Origin of the sequence: Bacillus cereus group sp. BfR-BA-01347, assembly GCF_022663835.1 — a bacterium.
GTDB lineage: Bacteria > Bacillota > Bacilli > Bacillales > Bacillaceae_G > Bacillus_A > Bacillus_A thuringiensis_K.
Genome location: NZ_JAKUGG010000017.1, coordinates 58,629 through 78,423 on the forward strand (window position 1 = coordinate 58,629; position 19,795 = coordinate 78,423).

The window sequence follows — 19,795 nt, forward strand, 5'->3', positions numbered from 1 at the left end:
TAGTGACGGAATTGGGACAAAAGCTGAAAGAAGCAAGAGAAGCGAAAGGCTTGTCTATTGATCAGCTGCATGAGATTACAAAAATTCAAAAACGCCATTTAGTGGCAATTGAAGAAGGCAATTATGATGTATTGCCAGGAGCTTTTTATGCGCGTGCATTCATTAAACAATACGCAGATGCGGTTGGATTAAATGGAGAGGAACTGCTTGTAGAACATCAGAGTACGATACCACAATCTGAAAGGCGTGAAGTTCCACAAGTATCAACGGGACAAAAAACACAAGAAACAATGCAAAAATCTTCATCATGGCCAATTGCAGATCACATGCCGAAAATCTTAGTTGCGCTGTTAGTAATCGCAGTTGGAGTGGTAATCTGGTTTGTGTTTCAAGCGTTAACTGGAAAAGATGATGAAAAAGTTCCAAGCGCTCAAAGTGAGAAAATTGAAGTTCAAAAAGCGAAAGATTCTCCGTTAGATACGAAGAAAGATGAAGCGAAAGCGGAAGAGCCAAAAAAAGAGGAACCAAAAAAAGAAGAACCAAAGAAAGAGGAGCAACCAGCACAACCAACTGGACAGCAAGAAGTGAAAGTAGTTGGAACAACTGGAAAGGTATCTACTTTGGAAATTCATAATAATAAAACATTAGAACTGGAATTATCGGGTAAAGGTGCGAGTTATGTAGATGTTAAAGATGATGCTGGGAATGTGATTCTAAACGCTACAGTACAAGAGGGCCAAATAGAAAAACGTGATGTATCAACATTAAAAGAAGTGCGACTTAATATTGGAAATGCAACGAATGTTGAAGTTAAACTGAATGGCCAAGTGGTCGCTTATCCATTGGATCCAGAAAAAGAACTTCACCAAAGATTGGTGATAAAAAACCAAGGGATAGAGCAACCTGCACAATAACAGTCATCGCTTCGATGACTTTTTTTCGATGAACAAATGTTTTTGATATGATGGAGGAATAGCTGTGAATTTACCAAATAAAATTACAATATCTAGAATCTTCTTAATTCCAATTTTTATGGTAATTATGTTAGCACCCTTTGATTGGGGTTCATATAAAATTGGTGATGTTAATTTGCCAATTCAACATTTAGTGGGGGCGCTTATCTTTATCATTGCTTCAGCTACAGATTGGATTGATGGACATTATGCAAGAAAGTATAATCTTGTAACGAATTTAGGGAAGTTTCTTGACCCGTTAGCTGATAAATTACTTGTTTCGGCAGCACTTATTACATTGGTAGAGATGCAATATGTACCGGCTTGGATTGTTATTGTAATTATCAGTCGTGAGTTTGCAGTAACTGGTTTACGTCTTGTACTTGCTGGAACAGGGGAAGTAGTTGCAGCAAACCAGCTAGGGAAAATTAAGACATGGACACAAATTATTGCGATTGCAGCATATTTATTACACGATGTACCTTTAAATTTAATCCATATTCCAGTTGCGGATATCTTCATATGGATTGCATTAATCTTTACTGTTATTTCAGGATGGGATTATTTCTGGAAAAATAGAGCTGCTTTTGTAAACTCAAAATAGAAGTTTATGGGGGAATTGGGATGAATGCTGAGATTATTGCGGTTGGAACTGAATTATTACTTGGACAAATTGCAAATACAAACGCCCAGTTTTTATCTGAAAAGTTAGCTTCAATCGGAATTAACGTGTACTATCATACTGTTGTTGGTGATAATAATAAGCGACTGCAAAAGGCGATTGAAGCTGCGGAAGAACGTGCTGATATACTTATTTTTACAGGTGGATTAGGACCGACAAAAGATGATTTAACGAAAGAAACGATAGCTACTAGTTTAGATGAAGAGCTTGTGTATGATGAAAAGGCATTAGCCTTAATAAGTAATTACTTTAAGCGTACAGGCCGTGAATTTACGGAGAATAATAAAAAGCAAGCGCTCGTTTTAAATGGAGCAACAGTATTTGCAAATGACCACGGTATGGCGCCAGGTATGGGGGTAAATAAGAACGGAAAAGTTTATATTTTATTACCAGGGCCGCCAAAAGAAATGAAACCAATGTATGTAAGTTACGTAGAGCCTTTTTTACGTAATTTTACAACAGGAGAAAACATTTATTCTCGTGTGCTTCGTTTCTTTGGTATTGGGGAGTCCCAATTAGAGGTGAAAGTTCAAGATTTAATTGATGGACAAACAAACCCAACAATTGCCCCGTTAGCAAATGATGGAGAAGTGACATTACGTTTAACCGCTAAGCATCAAAATGTTAGCGAAGCGGAGAAACTAATTCAACATGTGGAAGATTTGATTTTAGAAAGAGTAGGAGAATTTTTCTACGGATATGACCAAGAATTTTTGCATTATAAGGCAATCGAGTTATTGAAGAGAAAAGGGTTAACTTTAGCGTGTGCAGAAAGTTTAACAGGTGGTTTTTTTGGAAATCAAGTAACTGAAAACGCTGGTGTTTCTTCTGTATTTAAAGGCGGTGTCATTTGTTATCATAATGATGTGAAGCAACATGTTTTACGTGTGCCTGAAGAAGTATTGCATACTGATGGTGCAGTTAGTAAAGAATGTGCTCGTTATCTTGCTGAAAATGTTAAGGATGTATTAAAAGCGGATATCGGAATTAGTTTCACTGGGGTAGCAGGGCCAGATGCTTCAGAACAGAAAGAACCAGGAACAGTATTTGTTGGGCTTTCGATTAAGGATGAACCAACTGTAGTCTTTCCTCTTAATTTAAGCGGAAGTCGTCAACAAATTAGAGAACGAACAGCAAAATATGGATTTTATCATTTATATAAAAAGCTAGAAGAGATATAAGTTTCTTCTAGCTTTTTTTACGTTTAAATTTAGATATTATTTGATAGAAAATAAAAAAATCGAATAAATGTTCGATTTTGTTGGCAAATTGAATTGAAAATAGGTATAATAAGATTAGCAATTCAGTTAAGGAGGAATTTTGAATGAGTGATCGTCAAGCAGCGTTAGATATGGCGTTAAAACAAATAGAGAAGCAATTCGGTAAAGGTTCAATTATGAAATTAGGAGAACAAGCAGAGCGTAGAGTTTCTACGGTTTCTAGTGGTTCTTTAGCACTTGATGTGGCACTAGGAGTAGGCGGATATCCACGTGGCCGTATTATCGAAATTTACGGACCTGAAAGTTCAGGTAAAACGACAGTTTCATTACATGCAATTGCAGAAGTACAACGTCAAGGTGGACAAGCAGCATTCATCGATGCGGAGCACGCAATGGATCCTGTATATGCACAAAAATTAGGCGTTAACATAGATGAATTACTATTATCACAGCCTGATACAGGGGAGCAAGGATTAGAAATCGCGGAAGCACTTGTACGAAGTGGTGCGGTTGACATTATCGTAATTGACTCTGTAGCAGCTCTTGTACCGAAAGCAGAGATTGAAGGCGACATGGGTGACTCACATGTAGGCTTACAAGCACGTTTAATGTCACAAGCACTGCGTAAGCTTTCAGGAGCAATCAACAAATCAAAAACAATTGCAATCTTTATTAACCAAATTCGTGAAAAAGTTGGGGTTATGTTCGGAAACCCAGAAACAACTCCAGGTGGTCGTGCGTTGAAATTCTATTCAACTGTACGTCTTGAAGTGCGTCGTGCGGAGCAATTAAAGCAAGGTAACGACATCGTTGGTAATAAAACAAAAGTAAAAGTAGTGAAAAATAAAGTAGCACCACCATTCCGTGTTGCGGAAGTTGATATTATGTACGGAGAAGGTATTTCAAGAGAAGGTGAAATCTTGGATATGGCTTCTGAGCTTGATATCGTTCAAAAGAGCGGTGCTTGGTATTCTTATAATGAAGAACGCCTAGGACAAGGTCGTGAAAATTCGAAGCAGTTCTTAAAAGAAAATACAGATTTAAGAGAAGAAATTGCCTTCTTTATTCGTGAGCATCACGGAATTAGTGAAGATTCTGGTGCTGAGGGCGCAGAAGATTCAACTCTTCTTGATTAAAAAATAAAAGACACGGCCTCGTGTCTTTTATTTTTTTATCTACTATTAAGGAGCATAATACTATTGATAAAAATATTTTTTTACTTCAAATGGGTTGTGTAAAGAGGGATATTTAAATATTTTAAGGAAAAGAATTGGGAATTACTAAGGTTTTCCAGTATAGTAGGCTCCTTACTTTTTAAATTTACATCACATTCAAGGCTGAAGGTAAAGAAAGTAAAAGTAGACAACGCTTGACAATGAAAATTACGATAGATACAATGAGAATGTATATTTTTTCTTATATACGATATACTCTTCTCAAGAAGAGAAGTAATATTCGGAGTAAGGTTTAAATCTTACCGAAATAATAATATGACATTTTAATTGTGAAATGAAGAAAGTCCCTTAAAAAAGCGGGACGACGGTCTTTGCTGTATGTTGTAATTTAATGTACATGCCGACAGTCTTTTTTCATTCATAGCAAGGGGAGGTGAAATCATGAGTAGTACAGTTTGGATACTCATCTCCATTTTGCTTGCAACAACAGTCGGTGCAGTTGTTGGCTTTTTTGTTCGAAAGTCTATTGCTGAAGCGAAGATTAATGGTGCGGCTAATGAAGCGAAACGTATTCTAGACGAAGCGAATCGTGAGGCTGAAGCACTTAAGAAAGAAGCGCTTTTAGAAGCAAAGGATGAAATTCATACACTTCGTACAGAAGCTGAATTAGAAATTCGTGACCGTAGAAGCGAATTACAAAAACAAGAAAATCGTTTAATGCAAAAAGAAGAGAACCTTGATCGTAAAGACGAAACGCTCGATAAACGCGAGCAGCAGTTAGAGAAGAAAGAGGATTCTCTTGTAGCGAGACAACAACAGATTGAAGAGTTGGAAAGCAAAGTGGGAGAGTTAGTTCAAAAGCAACAAACGGAATTAGAGCGCATTTCCAATCTGACACGCGAACAAGCGAAAGCAATTATTCTTGGTAAAGTAGAAAATGAAGTTTCTCATGAAATCGCTGTTATGGTAAAAGAAAGTGAAGTTCGCGCGAAAGAAGAAGCGGATAAGAAAGCAAAAGAGATTTTATCTCTTGCAATGCAAAGATGTGCAGCTGATCATGTTGCTGAAACAACCGTTTCGGTTGTAAATCTTCCAAATGACGAAATGAAGGGACGTATTATCGGGCGTGAAGGTCGTAATATTCGTACGTTAGAAACGTTAACGGGTATTGACTTAATTATCGATGATACACCAGAGGCGGTAATCCTTTCTGGATTCGACCCAATTCGTCGTGAAACAGCTCGTATCGCTCTTGATAAACTAGTACAGGACGGACGTATTCACCCAGCGCGTATTGAAGAGATGGTCGAAAAATCAAGACGTGAAGTGGACGAGTATATTCGCGAAGTCGGAGAGCAAACAACGTTTGAAGTGGGTGTTCACGGATTACATCCAGATTTAATTAAAATTTTAGGCCGTTTAAAATACCGTACAAGTTATGGTCAAAACGTCTTAAAACACTCTATGGAAGTTGCATATTTAACTGGACTTATGGCGGCAGAGCTTGGCGAGGATGAAAAACTAGCAAGACGTGCTGGTCTATTACATGATATCGGAAAAGCGATTGACCATGAAGTAGAAGGTAGCCACGTTGAAATTGGTGTTGAACTCGCAACGAAATACAAAGAGCATCCTGTAGTTATAAACAGTATCGCATCTCACCATGGTGACACAGAACCAACTTCTATCATTGCAGTTTTAGTTGCAGCAGCAGATGCTTTATCAGCTGCAAGACCGGGAGCTCGTAGTGAAACACTTGAAAACTATATTCGTCGTCTTGAAAAGTTAGAAGAGATTTCAGAGTCTTATGAAGGCGTTGAAAAATCATTTGCAATTCAAGCAGGACGTGAAGTTCGTATTTTGGTAAAACCAGATACAATCGATGACTTAGAAGCTCATCGTTTAGCTCGTGATATCCGAAAACGTATTGAAAATGAACTGGATTACCCAGGACATATTAAAGTAACTGTTATTCGTGAAACGCGTGCAGTGGAATACGCAAAATAAAGTGGTGAAACACCACTTTATTTTTTTGTGTTGGAATTGGATAAAATAAAGACAGTTAGTTATATAGCATAAAAGTGAAACAAACTTATAATAAAGATATTATAAGGAATTTACTTGATGCTATAGCAATAAAAAATGCAGTACATAGAAAGGGTAAGACATATGAGAATATTATTTGTTGGGGATGTAGTAGGATCTCCTGGTAGAGGTATGATTCAACAATACGTACCGGCATTAAAGAAAAAATATACACCTACAGTAACAATCATTAATGGAGAAAACGCAGCAGGTGGCCGTGGGATTACAGAAAAAATATATCGAAACTTTTTAGAGTGTGGGGCGCAGGCAGTTACACTTGGAAACCACGCTTGGGATAATCGTGAAGTATTTGAATTCATCGATGATGCAAAATATCTTGCAAGACCAGCAAACTTCCCAGAAGGAACTCCAGGAAAAGGACTTATATTTGTGAACTGTAATGGAACAGAAGTTGCAGTTATTAACTTACAAGGACGTACTTTCCTTCCTCCAATTGATTGTCCATTCCGTAAAGTGGATGAATTAATTAATATTGCGAAAAAGCGTACGAATATTATATTTGTTGATTTCCATGCGGAGACTACAAGTGAAAAACAAGCGCTAGGTTGGTATGTAGATGGACGTGCTACAGCAGTAGTAGGTACGCATACGCATGTCCCTACAGCGGATAACCGTATTTTACCAAGCGGAACGGCATACATTACAGATGTTGGGATGACAGGGCCGTATGACGGAATATTAGGTATGGACAGAGAAGCAGTATTGAAGAAGTTTTTAACAAACTTACCAGTACGATTTGAAGTAACAAATGGTAGAACGCAATTAAGTGCAGTGTTAATTGATGTGGATCCAAATACAGGAAAAGCAAAGAAAATTGAACGTATTTTAATTAATGACGATCAACCATTTTTTGAGTAAATTTTCGTTAAATTTTAGATAAGTTATTATATTTTAATTTTTTAGAAAAATTACGAAAATTTAGCAGGAATACGCGCCATTCCTCGTGAATATAAGTTAAAGTGAAATAATTGCTAATACTTTTTAAAGAAACGAGGAGGAAACGCGGAATGGAAATATTAAAAGTTAAAGCAACGTCGGTCCCTAATTCTGTAGCTGGTGCACTTGCAGGTGTTATTCGCGAACGCGGAACAGCAGAAATTCAAGCTATTGGTGCAGGTGCATTGAACCAAGCTGTAAAGGCAGTAGCAATCGCAAGAGGATTTGTAGCGCCTAGTGGTTTGGACCTGATTTGTATCCCAGCGTTTACAGATATTATGATTGATGGCGAAGAGCGTACAGCAATAAAATTAATTGTAGAACCTCGTTAAGTTTAAACAACCTGTTTGCAGTATGCAAACAGGTTGTTTTTATAATGGAGGAATGAAAATGAAAATTTTTGATGCTCATTGTGACGTGCTTCTTCAGTTATGGAGTGCACAAGGGAAAAGGAATTTTAAAGATGATTCAAAATTACATATTACATTTGAACAGTTAAAGAGAAGAAAAGGAAGTATACAATGTTTTGCTATATATGTGCCAGAAACAGTGGCATATGAAAACCGATTTGAAGTAGCATTACAAATGGTGGATATTTTTTATAATGAAATTTTATCCCTACCAGGTGTAAAGTTTATTCAGACAAAAGATGATATTAACGGGTTAAAACAGGACGAGGTTGGAGCGATATTAACACTAGAAGGATGCGAAGCAATTGGAAAAGATGCAATGAAATTACGGTTGTTGTATCGCCTAGGAGTACGTTCTTTTGGACTGACATGGAACTATGCCAATTTCTTAGCTGATGGTGCGCTAGAGACGCGTGGGGCGGGTTTAACGACTTTTGGTAAACAAGTTGTACAAGAACTTAATACGTTACATGTATGGACTGATGTGTCTCATCTGAATGAAAGAAGCTTTTGGGATGTGATAGAAATTGTAAAAAATCCTATTGCCTCCCACTCAAATTGTATGAAACTTTGTGAGCACCCACGTAATTTGAATGATGAACAACTTAAAGCTCTTATAAAGAAAAATGGCATGATCGGTGTCACTTTTGTACCACAGTTCCTAACGAATGAAAATGAAGCAAATATAACAGATATAATAAAACATATCGAATATATTTGCTCGCTAGGTGGAGAAAACAATATAGGGTTTGGTTCAGATTTTGATGGGATTGTAGATACAGTTGTAAATGTATCAGCGTATCGAGATTATGAAAATGTAATGAACGAGCTTTGCAAACACTATGCTGCATCTACTGTAGAACGATTTTTATATGATAATTTTGTAGAACATATGAGTTTCTGAATTTTGACTTAAAATTCAGAAAAATTAAAATTAATTCATTTGATTTTATTGCTTTTTTTAAGACCTAATACTAGAATGAAAAACAAAATAGCTTTATACTAAAGATTCAGGGAAATCAGAAGAGGCATAATTTGCGTCCGTTGTAGTTTATTTGCATAAAAAATGCTAAACTATTACTGTAAAAAAATACACTACAATGAATGCAGCCAAAAGGGGTGTAGGAGATGATTAGTCAACTTTCATGGAAAGTTGGAGGCCAACAAGGTGAAGGAATTGAAAGTACAGGAGAAATCTTCTGTATTGCATTAAACCGATTAGGATATTACCTATACGGTTACCGCCACTTCTCATCACGTATAAAAGGCGGCCATACAAATAATAAAATTCGTGTAAGTACAACAGAAGTACGAGCGATCTCAGATGATTTAGATATTTTAATTGCTTTTGACCAAGAAACAATTGATTTTAATTTCCACGAACTACGTCCAGGTGGAATTGTAGTTGCGGATGCGAAATTTAATCCAACAATACCTGACAATACAGATGTAAATCTATATGTGATACCGTTTACAGATATTGCTTCGGAATTAGGCACATCATTAATGAAAAACATGGTTGCTGTTGGAGCATCAAGTGCAGTATTAGGATTAGATGAAACAGCTTATTTAGATGTTGTTGAAGAAATCTTTGGTCGTAAAGGAGAGCAAGTCGTTCAAAAGAATATGAACGCAATTAAACGTGGCTCTCAATATATGAAAGAATTACTAGGTGAGAAAGTAAACATGATGCAGCTTGAAAAAGCTGATGGTAAAAAACGCATGTTTATGATTGGAAACGATGCAATTGCATTTGGTGCGGTAGCTGGTGGTGCTCGTTTTATGTCAGCATACCCAATCACACCTGCATCAGAAATTATGGAATATTTAATTAAAAAATTACCGAAAGTCGGCGGAACAGTAATCCAAACTGAGGATGAAATCGCAGCTTGTACAATGGCAATCGGTGCAAACTATGCTGGTGTTCGTACATTAACGGCATCTGCTGGTCCTGGTCTTTCATTAATGATGGAAGCAATCGGTTTAGCAGGTATTACAGAAACCCCATTAGTAATTGTTGATACACAACGTGGCGGCCCAAGTACAGGATTACCAACGAAGCAAGAACAGTCTGACTTAATGGCGATGATTTACGGTACGCATGGTGAAATTCCAAAAATCGTAATGGCGCCAAGTACAGTTGAAGAAGCTTTCTATGACATTGTAGAAGCATTTAACTTATCTGAAGAATATCAAGTTCCTGTTATTTTCTTAACAGATTTACAGCTTTCGTTAGGAAAACAAACAGTAGAACCACTTAAATTAGATAAAGTGGAAATTCGTCGTGGTAAGCTTGATTTAGAAGCAGAATTACCAGAACGTGAAAATAAAGCATACTTCAAGCGTTATGAAGTAACAGAAGACGGCGTTTCACCGCGTGTTTTACCTGGTATGAAAAATGGTGTTCACCATGTTACAGGTGTAGAACATGATGAAACTGGAAAACCATCGGAATCAGCAATAAACCGTAAAGATCAAATGGACAAACGTTTCCGTAAAATGGAGAACTTGAAGTTTAATACCCCTGTTTATAAAAATGTTAAGCATGAAGAAGCAGACGTATTGCTTGTTGGATTTAACTCAACTCGTGGTGCAATCGAAGAGGCAATGACGCGTTTAGAACAAGAGGGTATGAAAGTAAACCATGCTCATGTGCGTTTAATTCACCCGTTCCCAACAGCTGAAATCGATCCACTTGTGAAAAAGGCGAAGCGTGTTGTAGTAGTAGAAAACAATGCAACAGGTCAGCTTGCTAACATTATGAAAATGAATCTTGGTAATGGTGAGAAAATTTCTAGTCTTTTAAAATATGATGGAAACCCATTCTTGCCGAAAGAGATTTACAACGAATGCAAAAAAGGGGTTGTATTAAATGGCAACATTTAAGGACTTTCGTAACAGTGTAAAGCCAAACTGGTGCCCAGGTTGCGGAGACTTCTCAGTGCAAGCTGCAATTCAACGTGCAGCAGCTAACGTTGGCTTAAATCCAGATGAACTTGCTGTTATTTCTGGTATCGGCTGTTCAGGCCGTATTTCAGGTTATATTAATTCATATGGTGTGCATAGTATTCATGGTCGTGCCCTTCCGATTGCACAAGGTGTGAAAATGGCAAATCGTGATTTAACAGTTATCGCTTCAGGTGGTGACGGTGATGGATTTGCGATTGGTATGGGACATACAATCCATTCTATTCGTCGTAATATCGACATTACGTACATCGTAATGGATAACCAAATTTACGGATTAACAAAAGGGCAAACTTCACCACGTAGTGAAGCTGGATTTAAAACGAAAAGCACACCACAAGGTTCAATTGAACCATCACTAAATGTAATGGAAATGGCTTTAACAGCTGGTGCGACATTTGTGGCGCAAAGCTTTTCGAGTGATTTAAAAGAATTAACACAAATTATTGAAGCTGGTATTAACCATAAAGGATTCTCATTAATTAACGTATTTAGCCCATGTGTTACTTACAATAAAGTAAATACTTACGATTGGTTTAAAGAGAACTTAACGAAACTAAGCACGGTAGAGGGATATGATCCATCTAATCGTATGATGGCTATGCAAACGTTAATGGAAAATAACGGTTTAGTAACAGGTTTAATTTATCAAAATACTAAGCAACCATCATATCAAGAACTTGTTAAAGGGTATAGTGAAGAGCCTTTAGTGAAATCTGATTTAAATATGGATCAGAAAATGTTTGATGAGCTTGTTGCTGAATTTATGTAATGTAAGAAGAGGAGGTTGCCAATTTGGCAACCTTTTTTATGCGCAAAAATATAGGATAGTCTTGTTTACTTAGAAAATTCAGAATGGTAAAATAATATATAAATCGTTGTATGAAAATAGCAAGTTCATTGCTTATGAAATGTAAGATAATAAAGGACCTCTTTATTGTTAAAATTGGCGAAATACATCATACTATGGTAATGTTTATAGGGATAAAGCAATATGCTTTGGGTAGGACAACAAGAAATGATAAAAAGGGAATGTCTATTTGCGTGGGGAAGACTTCATTCTTATGAATGATTAGATTGATTACTCAAGTTTCAAAGGACAAGTTATCTCTCAAGCTATCTAACCATTTTTGAGGTGAGTCTAGGCGCATTAAAATGGACTATAGAGTATGTATAGTTAAGGGTGAAAGGAGATTACCGATGAACGAGCAACAACGATTAGCAAGTCAACAAGCAAATTCCTCTACGAAAAAAGAAGAGAAAGATTATAGTAAATACTTTGAAAGTGTATATCAACCACCTTCCTTAAAGGATGCGAAAAAGCGGGGGAAAGAAGAAGTTAAAATTGAACGGGATTTTGGCTTACCTGAAGAGTTTCGCAATTTTGGTACAGGAAGAAAATTCTATATTCGTACATATGGTTGTCAAATGAATGAGCATGATACGGAAGTAATGGCAGGTATTTTCACAACGCTTGGATATGAACCAACTTTTTCAACTGAGGATGCAGATGTAGTTTTATTAAATACTTGTGCGATTCGTGAAAATGCTGAAAATAAAGTGTTTGGTGAACTAGGCCATTTAAAGTCACTCAAACGAAGAAATCCGGACCTTTTAATTGGTGTATGTGGTTGTATGTCTCAAGAAGAATCTGTTGTAAATAAAATTATGCAAAAAAATCAGCATGTAGATATGGTATTTGGAACGCATAATATTCATAGATTACCGTACATTCTAAAAGATGCGATGTTCTCGAAAGAGACGGTAGTTGAAGTATGGTCAAAAGAAGGTGACGTAATTGAAAACCTTCCGAAAGTACGTCGTGGTGACATTAAAGCTTGGGTAAATATTATGTATGGCTGTGATAAGTTCTGTACGTATTGTATTGTACCGTATACACGAGGAAAAGAGCGAAGCAGACGTCCAGAAGATATTATCCAAGAGATTCGTCATTTAGCTGCAAATGGTTATAAAGAAATTACGTTACTTGGACAAAACGTAAATGCATATGGTAAAGACTTTGAAGATATAGAATACGGTCTTGGCGATTTAATGGACGAGCTCCGTAAAGTTGATATTGCCCGTATTCGTTTTACAACGAGTCATCCACGTGATTTCGATGATCACTTAATTGAAGTGCTTGGCAAAGGTGGCAACCTAGTAGAACATATCCATTTACCAGTTCAATCTGGAAGTACAGATATGCTGAAAATTATGGCGCGTAAATATTCGCGTGAGCATTATTTAGAACTTGTAAGAAAAATTAAAGAAGCAATTCCAGATGCAGTATTAACGACAGATATTATCGTTGGTTTCCCAAATGAAACAGATGAGCAATTTGAAGAAACGATGTCGTTATATCGTGAAGTAGGATTTGATACTGCCTTTACATTTATTTATTCTCCTCGCGAAGGTACACCAGCTGCAAAAATGAAAGATAATGTACCGATGGAAGTGAAGAAAGAACGTCTTCAACGCTTAAATACACTAGTAAATACGTTGGCAATTGAAAAGAATAGTCGTTATAAAGGTCAAATTGTAGAAGTGTTAGTTGATGGGGAAAGTAAAAATAATCCGGAAGTACTTGCAGGTTATACTCGTACGAATAAACTTGTAAACTTCGTCGCTTCAAAATCTTTAATTGGTCAGCTTGTGAAAGTAAAAGTAACGGAAGCAAAAACTTGGTCTCTTAACGGGGAATTAGTTGAAGAGCCGATTGAGGTGAAATAATAGATGAAAGTATATTCGAAAGATGACATTGTTGAACAAGCGAAAGAATTAGCAAAAATGATTTCTGAAACAGAAGAAGTTGATTTTTTTAAGAAAGCAGAGGCGCAAATTCATAAAAATGAAAATGTAAAGCGCGCAATCGATGAAATTAAAGCACTGCAAAAACAAGCTGTAAACTTGCAACATTACGGGAAATGGGAAGCTTTAAAAAAGGTAGAAGCTGAAATTGATGCATTGCAAGATAAGTTAGACAGTATTCCAGTCGTACAACAATTTAAATCTTCACAAACATACGTAAATGACTTATTACAGTTAGTTGCTAGTACAATTTCTAACAACGTAACAGATGAAATATTAATTTCAACTGGTGGCGATGTACTAAAGGGTGAAACTGGCGCAGCGGTAGAAAGTAAAAAAGGAAATTGTGGTTGTTAAAGAGATGTCATATTGACATCTCTTTTTTTTGTGGATTAAACGTAAGTTCTTCTCAAAAAAAGAATGACACATTCCGCTATTGTCACGCATATGATTAAGTGAATAGTGATTGAGGAGGGTTACGAATGTCCGAATTTAGAGAGATTATTACAAAAGCAGTGGTTGGAAAAGGACGTAAGTATACAAAGTCAACGCATACATGTGAATCGAATAATGAACCAACAAGTATTTTAGGGTGCTGGGTAATTAACCACTCGTACGAAGCAAGAAAGAATGGAAAGCATGTGGAAATTGAAGGTTTCTATGATGTGAACACTTGGTATTCATTTGATGGAAATACAAAGACTGAAGTTGTAACAGAACGTGTGAACTACACGGACGAAGTAAGTATTGGTTATCGTGATAAAAACTTTTCTGGTGACGATTTAGAAATTATTGCTCGTGTTATTCAGCCGCCAAATTGTTTAGAAGCACTTGTATCACCAAATGGTAATAAAATTGTTGTAACTGTAGAACGTGAATTTGTAACAGAAGTAGTTGGAGAAACGAAAATTTGTGTAAGTGTAAATCCTGAAGGCTGCGTAGAATCAGATGATGATTTCCAAATTGCTGATGATGAATTTGAAGAATTAGATCCAAACTTTATCGTTGATGCAGAAGAAGAGTAATAGAAAGCTAGGGAGAAGTTCTTCCTAGCTTTTTACTTTACATAAGTGGCGCTGAATGAACATGATTCTTTATGAAATATGTTATAATGAAGAAAGACTCCTGAAATAGGAGATAAGAGTGTCCGTGAAATGCGACATATATGAAAATAGATTATCATGTAAGAATTATGGAGGAAAAGTATGACTCAATATACGCCTATGATACAGCAATATTTAAAGGTTAAGGCAGATTATCAAGATGCCTTTTTATTTTTTCGCTTAGGCGATTTTTATGAAATGTTCTTTGAGGATGCTGTAAAAGCAGCTCATGAACTTGAAATTACATTAACGAGCCGAGATGGCGGTAGTAGTGAACGTATACCAATGTGCGGTGTACCGTATCATGCGGCTAAAAACTATATTGAACAACTTGTTGAAAAAGGATATAAAGTAGCTGTTTGTGAGCAAGTAGAAGATCCGAAAACAGCTAAAGGTGTAGTACGTCGTGAAGTAGTACAATTAATTACGCCAGGAACGATGATGGAAGGGCGTACAATTGATGAGAAAGAAAACAACTTCTTAGCTGCATTAACACATTTTGAAGATGGATCATATGCATTAGCTTGTAACGACTTAACGACTGGACAAAATACAGTAACGTTATTGACTGGTTCAGTAGAAGATATTTTATTAGAAGTGTATGCAACTGGTTCGAAAGAAATTGTTGTTGATTCTTCATTTTCTAAAGATGAACTAAACAAGTTAACTGAAACATTGAAAATGACGATTTCGTATGAAGATGCAACGGCAATTCCGGAAGGATTAGAACATCTTGTGAAAAATGTTTCACAAGCAAAATTAATTAAAGCAGTTGGACGTTTATTTAACTATGTAATAAGAACGCAAAAACGTTCTTTAGATCATTTGCAACCAGTAGAAATTTATTATACGAATCAATTTATGAAAATTGATGTACATTCAAAGCGAAATTTAGAACTGACAGAAACACTTCGAACGAAAGAAAAAACAGGATCACTATTATGGTTATTGGATAAGACGAAAACAGCTATGGGTGGTCGTATGTTAAAACAGTGGATGGAACGTCCACTTATACAGAAAGAAAGAATTGAAGAGCGTTTAGAAATGGTTGAAACGTTTGTAAATGATTACTTCTTACGTGAAGATTTAAAAGAAAAGTTAAAAGAAGTATATGATTTAGAACGTTTAGCAGGAAAAGTTGCATTTGGTAACGTAAATGCAAGAGACTTATTACAATTAAGACGTTCATTACTTCAAGTACCAGCTATTTTAGAAGCAATTAGTTTGTTAGATAACGCTTATGCATCGAGATTAATTCAAGGTGCAGATCCATGTGAAAGCTTAACAGAATTACTAGGAAGAAGTATTCAAGAAAACCCACCGCTTTCGATTAAAGATGGAGATATTATTAAAGATGGTTATAATGACAAGCTTGATCAATATCGTTACGTTAGTAAAAACGGGAAAACGTGGATTGCCGAGCTTGAAAAAAGAGAACGTGATATTACTGGAATTAAATCGTTAAAAATCGGATACAACCGTATTTTCGGTTACTACATTGAAGTAACGAAAGCGAATCTTGCAGCACTTCCAGAAGGTCGCTATGAGCGTAAACAGACGCTTGCTAATGCTGAACGTTTCATTACAGATGAACTGAAAGAAAAAGAAACGTTAATTTTAGAAGCTGAAGAAAAGATTGTACAGCTAGAATACGATTTATTTACAGCACTTCGTGAAGAAGTAAAAGTATTTATTCCGAAATTACAACATTTAGCGAAAGTAATTAGTGAATTAGACGTACTGCAAAGTTTTGCGACAGTTAGTGAAGAAGAACAGTTTGTAAAACCTGTACTGACAACAAAGCGCGAAATCTTTATTAAAGATGGTCGTCATCCTGTCGTTGAAAAAGTATTGAACGGGAAATTGTATGTACCGAATGATTGTATTATGCCAGAGAATATGGATGTCTTTTTAATTACAGGGCCGAACATGTCTGGTAAAAGTACGTATATGAGACAATTAGCACTTGTAACGGTTATGTCGCAAATCGGTTGTTTCGTACCAGCAACAGAAGCAGTATTACCTGTATTTGACCAAATCTTTACGAGAATTGGTGCAGCAGATGATTTAATTTCAGGTCAAAGTACATTTATGGTCGAAATGTTAGAAGCGAAAAATGCAATTGCAAACGCATCTGAAAGAAGCTTAATTTTATTCGATGAAATTGGACGCGGTACATCTACGTATGATGGTATGGCACTTGCACAAGCGATTATTGAACATATTCATGACCAAATTGGTGCAAAAACGTTATTCTCTACGCATTATCACGAATTGACGGTGTTAGAAGAGAGTTTAGATCAACTGAAAAATGTACACGTTTCAGCAATTGAAGAGAATGGAAAAGTAGTATTCCTTCATAAAATTCAAGATGGAGCAGCTGATAAGAGTTACGGTATTCACGTTGCGCAACTTGCGGAGCTTCCAGATAGCTTAATCGCTCGTGCGAAAGAAGTGTTAGCACAACTAGAAGGACAGGAAGAAATTATTATTCCAAAGCGTACAGAAGTGAAAGTACAAGAAGTTACTCCAGATGCTGTAGTTGTAAAAGAAGAACCAGTAGAAATACAAGAGACGAAAGTAGAGGCTGAAGAAGAATCACAACTATCGTTCTTTGGCGCAGAGCAGTCTTCGAAAAAACAAGACAAGCCAGTTCTAGATGCAAAAGAAACGGCAGTACTTGCGCAAATTAAAAAAATTGATTTACTTGATATGACACCTTTAGAAGCGATGAACGAATTGTATCGCTTACAGAAAAAGTTAAAGAAAGGATGAGTAAGTAGATGGGGAAAATTCGCAAACTCGATGATCAACTCTCTAACCTAATTGCGGCAGGGGAAGTAGTAGAGCGCCCTGCTTCAGTCGTAAAAGAACTTGTGGAAAATTCTATCGATGCGAATAGTACATCTATTGAAATCCACTTAGAAGAAGCTGGGTTATCGAAAATTCGTATCATTGATAACGGTGATGGTATTGCAGAAGAAGACTGTATCGTCGCTTTTGAACGTCATGCAACGAGTAAAATTAAAGATGAAAACGATTTGTTCCGCATAAGAACACTCGGTTTCCGCGGTGAGGCATTGCCGAGTATTGCTTCAGTTAGTGAATTAGAATTAATTACTAGCACAGGTGATGCGCCTGGTACACACCTTATTATTAAAGGTGGAGACATTATAAAGCAAGAGAAGACTGCGAGCCGAAAAGGAACAGATATTACAGTACAAAACTTATTCTTTAATACTCCAGCACGTCTTAAATATATGAAAACCATTCATACAGAGCTCGGAAATATTACAGATATCGTGTATCGTATTGCAATGTCACATCCAGAAGTATCGTTAAAACTGTTTCATAATGAAAAGAAATTGCTTCATACGTCAGGTAACGGTGATGTAAGACAAGTACTTGCATCGATTTACAGTATTCAAGTTGCGAAGAAGCTTGTTCCAATTGAAGCCGAATCTTTAGACTTTACAATTAAAGGCTATGTAACATTACCAGAAGTAACGAGAGCATCTCGTAATTATATGTCAACAATTGTAAATGGTCGTTACGTTCGAAACTTTGTATTAATGAAAGCAATTCAGCAAGGGTACCATACATTACTGCCAGTTGGCCGGTATCCAATTGGCTTCTTATCGATTGAAATGGATCCAATGCTAGTTGATGTTAACGTACATCCAGCGAAATTAGAAGTTCGTTTTAGTAAAGAACAGGAATTACTAAAGCTGATCGAAGAAACATTGCAAGCGGCATTTAAAAAAATACAGCTTATTCCAGATGCAGGTGTAACAACGAAGAAAAAAGAAAAAGACGAAAGTGTGCAAGAACAGTTCCAGTTTGAGCATGCGAAGCCGAAAGAACCATCTATGCCGGACATCGTTTTACCGACTGGCATGGATGCAAAACAAGAAGAACCAGAGGCTGTAAAACAGCCAGCGCAGCTTTGGCAACCACCGAAGCAAGAATGGCAACCACCACAGTCACTCGTGAGAGAAGAACAAAGTTGGCAACCATCCACTAAACCGATAATTGAAGAGCCAATTCAAGAAAAGAAATCGTGGGACAGTAACGAAGAGGACTTTGAACTAGAGGAATTAGAAGAAGAAGTTCGGGAAATAAAAGAGATTGAAATGAACGGGAATGACTTACCACCGCTTTATCCAATTGGACAAATGCATGGAACATATATTTTCGCTCAAAATGATAAAGGCTTATATATGATTGACCAGCATGCCGCGCAGGAACGTATTAATTATGAATACTTTCGTGATAAAGTAGGAAGGGTAGCGCAAGAAGTACAAGAATTACTTGTACCGTACCGCATCGATTTATCTCTTACTGAATTTTTACGTGTCGAAGAGCAACTAGAAGAACTAAAAAAAGTTGGTCTATTCTTGGAGCAATTTGGCCATCAATCCTTTATCGTCCGCTCGCATCCAACGTGGTTCCCGAAAGGACAAGAAACAGAAATTATCGATGAAATGATGGAGCAAGTTGTTAAACTAAAAAAAGTTGATATTAAGAAGTTACGTGAAGAAGCAGCTATCATGATGAGCTGTAAAGCATCCATTAAAGCGAATCAATATTTAACGAACGATCAAATATTTGCTTTACTGGAAGAACTACGTACAACAACAAACCCGTACACATGCCCGCACGGAAGACCAATTCTTGTGCATCATTCTACTTATGAGTTGGAGAAGATGTTTAAGAGGGTTATGTAGAGTGAATAAAATTATATTTCAAAAGGGAGCAACATTTACTGTTGCTCCCTTTTCATATGTAGATTTAATTGTTAAACGAAAATATGGTGGAGTAATTTTACAGTTTATTTCTTGGTTGCGTTAGCTTAAATTTATCTATGTATAAAAAAGCGCTGTATACAGCACTTTTTAAAAGGTGCATGAATTGTCTAATAAAGATTTCTACATTACTAACCAAATAACTATGCATGGTTAAATGTTGCTTCTTATTTGGCTAATTGTTATAAGGGTCTATACAATTATTTATTTTTATTATTATTGATTTTTTCAGTGTATAGAACTTGCTCTTTATAATGCTTCTTAATTGGGAAAGTATGTGTACCAGAGCCGTTCTTGAATTTTTTATCAATGGGGTTCTTTAGAGGAACTGTTGTAGTTTCAGTAAATTCATATGGGTAGTTTATTTTAGATTTATCTTCAAACATGAAAATGCCTCCTTTTAGGATTTCCTAAATTCTTTACTATAACATGATATGCATATAGATTTTTTTTGGACTAGTTATTTATATAGGTTAATGGAATTTAATTACATAACTACTGAAACATTTTAAAGGAAAACAATTTGAGAAAGAAATGGTATGAATAGATGTTGGCTCCTATTGTTGTTTTTTTGTTTGACAGCACAGTGAATTATGCATATAAATTCGTTATAGATTGTTTTTATAATAT

The 19,795-nt window shown here is 36.3% G+C and carries 16 protein-coding genes; 15 read left to right on the forward strand and 1 reads right to left on the reverse strand.

The window, feature by feature from the left end; genetic code table 11:
• The first annotated feature begins 2 nt into the window (after positions 1-2).
• From MR143_RS22465 to mutL, 15 genes are all read left to right on the forward strand, one after another.
• Positions 3-914 carry a helix-turn-helix domain-containing protein gene (locus MR143_RS22465; protein ID WP_000137463.1) on the forward strand — a complete coding sequence of 304 codons (912 nt, stop codon included), beginning with the start codon at positions 3-5 and terminating at the stop codon, positions 912-914.
• A gap of 64 nt (positions 915-978) precedes the next feature.
• Positions 979-1,557, forward strand: coding sequence for a CDP-diacylglycerol--glycerol-3-phosphate 3-phosphatidyltransferase (gene pgsA, locus MR143_RS22470; RefSeq protein ID WP_001052968.1), 579 nt, complete (start codon positions 979-981; stop codon positions 1,555-1,557).
• A gap of 20 nt (positions 1,558-1,577) precedes the next feature.
• Entirely contained in the window at positions 1,578-2,816 is a 1,239-nt protein-coding gene (cinA, locus tag MR143_RS22475) for a competence/damage-inducible protein CinA (RefSeq protein WP_000990698.1), read from the forward strand.
• 143 nt (positions 2,817-2,959) lie between these two features.
• Positions 2,960-3,991: a recombinase RecA gene (gene recA / locus MR143_RS22480; protein WP_001283860.1), complete on the forward strand. Its 1,032-nt coding sequence runs from the start codon at positions 2,960-2,962 to the stop codon at positions 3,989-3,991.
• 480 nt (positions 3,992-4,471) lie between these two features.
• Positions 4,472-6,037, forward strand: coding sequence for a ribonuclease Y (gene rny, locus MR143_RS22485; protein WP_000099769.1), 1,566 nt, complete (start codon positions 4,472-4,474; stop codon positions 6,035-6,037).
• A gap of 162 nt (positions 6,038-6,199) precedes the next feature.
• On the forward strand, positions 6,200-6,994 hold the full coding sequence (locus MR143_RS22490) for a TIGR00282 family metallophosphoesterase (RefSeq protein ID WP_001221095.1): 795 nt from the start codon (positions 6,200-6,202) through the stop codon (positions 6,992-6,994).
• 149 nt (positions 6,995-7,143) lie between these two features.
• On the forward strand, positions 7,144-7,404 hold the full coding sequence (spoVS, locus tag MR143_RS22495) for a stage V sporulation protein SpoVS (RefSeq protein WP_000404341.1): 261 nt from the start codon (positions 7,144-7,146) through the stop codon (positions 7,402-7,404).
• 58 nt (positions 7,405-7,462) lie between these two features.
• Positions 7,463-8,386 carry a dipeptidase gene (locus MR143_RS22500; protein ID WP_000688039.1) on the forward strand — a complete coding sequence of 308 codons (924 nt, stop codon included), beginning with the start codon at positions 7,463-7,465 and terminating at the stop codon, positions 8,384-8,386.
• Positions 8,387-8,610: 224 nt separating this feature from the next.
• Positions 8,611-10,368: a 2-oxoacid:acceptor oxidoreductase subunit alpha gene (locus MR143_RS22505; RefSeq protein WP_000625429.1), complete on the forward strand. Its 1,758-nt coding sequence runs from the start codon at positions 8,611-8,613 to the stop codon at positions 10,366-10,368.
• Positions 10,355-11,221 carry a 2-oxoacid:ferredoxin oxidoreductase subunit beta gene (locus MR143_RS22510; protein ID WP_000190155.1) on the forward strand — a complete coding sequence of 289 codons (867 nt, stop codon included), beginning with the start codon at positions 10,355-10,357 and terminating at the stop codon, positions 11,219-11,221. Before MR143_RS22505 ends, MR143_RS22510 begins: the two co-directional genes overlap by 14 nt.
• 428 nt (positions 11,222-11,649) lie before the next feature.
• Complete coding sequence (gene miaB / locus MR143_RS22515) at positions 11,650-13,179, forward strand: tRNA (N6-isopentenyl adenosine(37)-C2)-methylthiotransferase MiaB (protein WP_001005391.1); 1,530 nt, start codon at positions 11,650-11,652, stop codon at positions 13,177-13,179.
• A 3-nt stretch (positions 13,180-13,182) separates the two neighbouring features.
• On the forward strand, positions 13,183-13,614 hold the full coding sequence (locus MR143_RS22520; protein WP_000870461.1) for a YlbF/YmcA family competence regulator: 432 nt from the start codon (positions 13,183-13,185) through the stop codon (positions 13,612-13,614).
• 125 nt (positions 13,615-13,739) lie between these two features.
• Entirely contained in the window at positions 13,740-14,282 is a 543-nt protein-coding gene (cotE, locus tag MR143_RS22525; protein WP_001288799.1) for an outer spore coat protein CotE, read from the forward strand.
• A gap of 180 nt (positions 14,283-14,462) precedes the next feature.
• Positions 14,463-17,135 carry a DNA mismatch repair protein MutS gene (gene mutS / locus MR143_RS22530; RefSeq protein WP_000196024.1) on the forward strand — a complete coding sequence of 891 codons (2,673 nt, stop codon included), beginning with the start codon at positions 14,463-14,465 and terminating at the stop codon, positions 17,133-17,135.
• An 8-nt stretch (positions 17,136-17,143) separates the two neighbouring features.
• Positions 17,144-19,087 (forward strand): DNA mismatch repair endonuclease MutL, encoded by a 1,944-nt coding sequence (mutL, locus tag MR143_RS22535; protein WP_000516462.1) that lies wholly within the window; start codon positions 17,144-17,146, stop codon positions 19,085-19,087.
• A 278-nt stretch (positions 19,088-19,365) separates the two neighbouring features.
• Here mutL and MR143_RS22540 read toward each other — a convergent pair whose 3' ends face one another.
• Positions 19,366-19,551 carry a hypothetical protein gene (locus tag MR143_RS22540; protein ID WP_000461135.1) on the reverse strand — a complete coding sequence of 62 codons (186 nt, stop codon included), beginning with the start codon at positions 19,549-19,551 and terminating at the stop codon, positions 19,366-19,368.
• Positions 19,552-19,795: the final 244 nt, after the last annotated feature.

Coding starts and splice junctions, on each gene's coding strand:
- rny (WP_000099769.1), top strand. CDS start 4,472: ATGAGTAGTACAGTTTGGATACTCATCTCCATTTTGCTTGCAACAACA.
- mutL (WP_000516462.1), top strand. CDS start 17,144: ATGGGGAAAATTCGCAAACTCGATGATCAACTCTCTAACCTAATTGCG.
- recA (WP_001283860.1), top strand. CDS start 2,960: ATGAGTGATCGTCAAGCAGCGTTAGATATGGCGTTAAAACAAATAGAG.
- spoVS (WP_000404341.1), top strand. CDS start 7,144: ATGGAAATATTAAAAGTTAAAGCAACGTCGGTCCCTAATTCTGTAGCT.
- cotE (WP_001288799.1), top strand. CDS start 13,740: ATGTCCGAATTTAGAGAGATTATTACAAAAGCAGTGGTTGGAAAAGGA.
- cinA (WP_000990698.1), top strand. CDS start 1,578: ATGAATGCTGAGATTATTGCGGTTGGAACTGAATTATTACTTGGACAA.
- mutS (WP_000196024.1), top strand. CDS start 14,463: ATGACTCAATATACGCCTATGATACAGCAATATTTAAAGGTTAAGGCA.
- MR143_RS22505 (WP_000625429.1), top strand. CDS start 8,611: ATGATTAGTCAACTTTCATGGAAAGTTGGAGGCCAACAAGGTGAAGGA.
- miaB (WP_001005391.1), top strand. CDS start 11,650: ATGAACGAGCAACAACGATTAGCAAGTCAACAAGCAAATTCCTCTACG.
- MR143_RS22540 (WP_000461135.1), bottom strand. CDS start 19,551: ATGTTTGAAGATAAATCTAAAATAAACTACCCATATGAATTTACTGAA.
- MR143_RS22520 (WP_000870461.1), top strand. CDS start 13,183: ATGAAAGTATATTCGAAAGATGACATTGTTGAACAAGCGAAAGAATTA.
- MR143_RS22490 (WP_001221095.1), top strand. CDS start 6,200: ATGAGAATATTATTTGTTGGGGATGTAGTAGGATCTCCTGGTAGAGGT.
- MR143_RS22510 (WP_000190155.1), top strand. CDS start 10,355: ATGGCAACATTTAAGGACTTTCGTAACAGTGTAAAGCCAAACTGGTGC.
- MR143_RS22500 (WP_000688039.1), top strand. CDS start 7,463: ATGAAAATTTTTGATGCTCATTGTGACGTGCTTCTTCAGTTATGGAGT.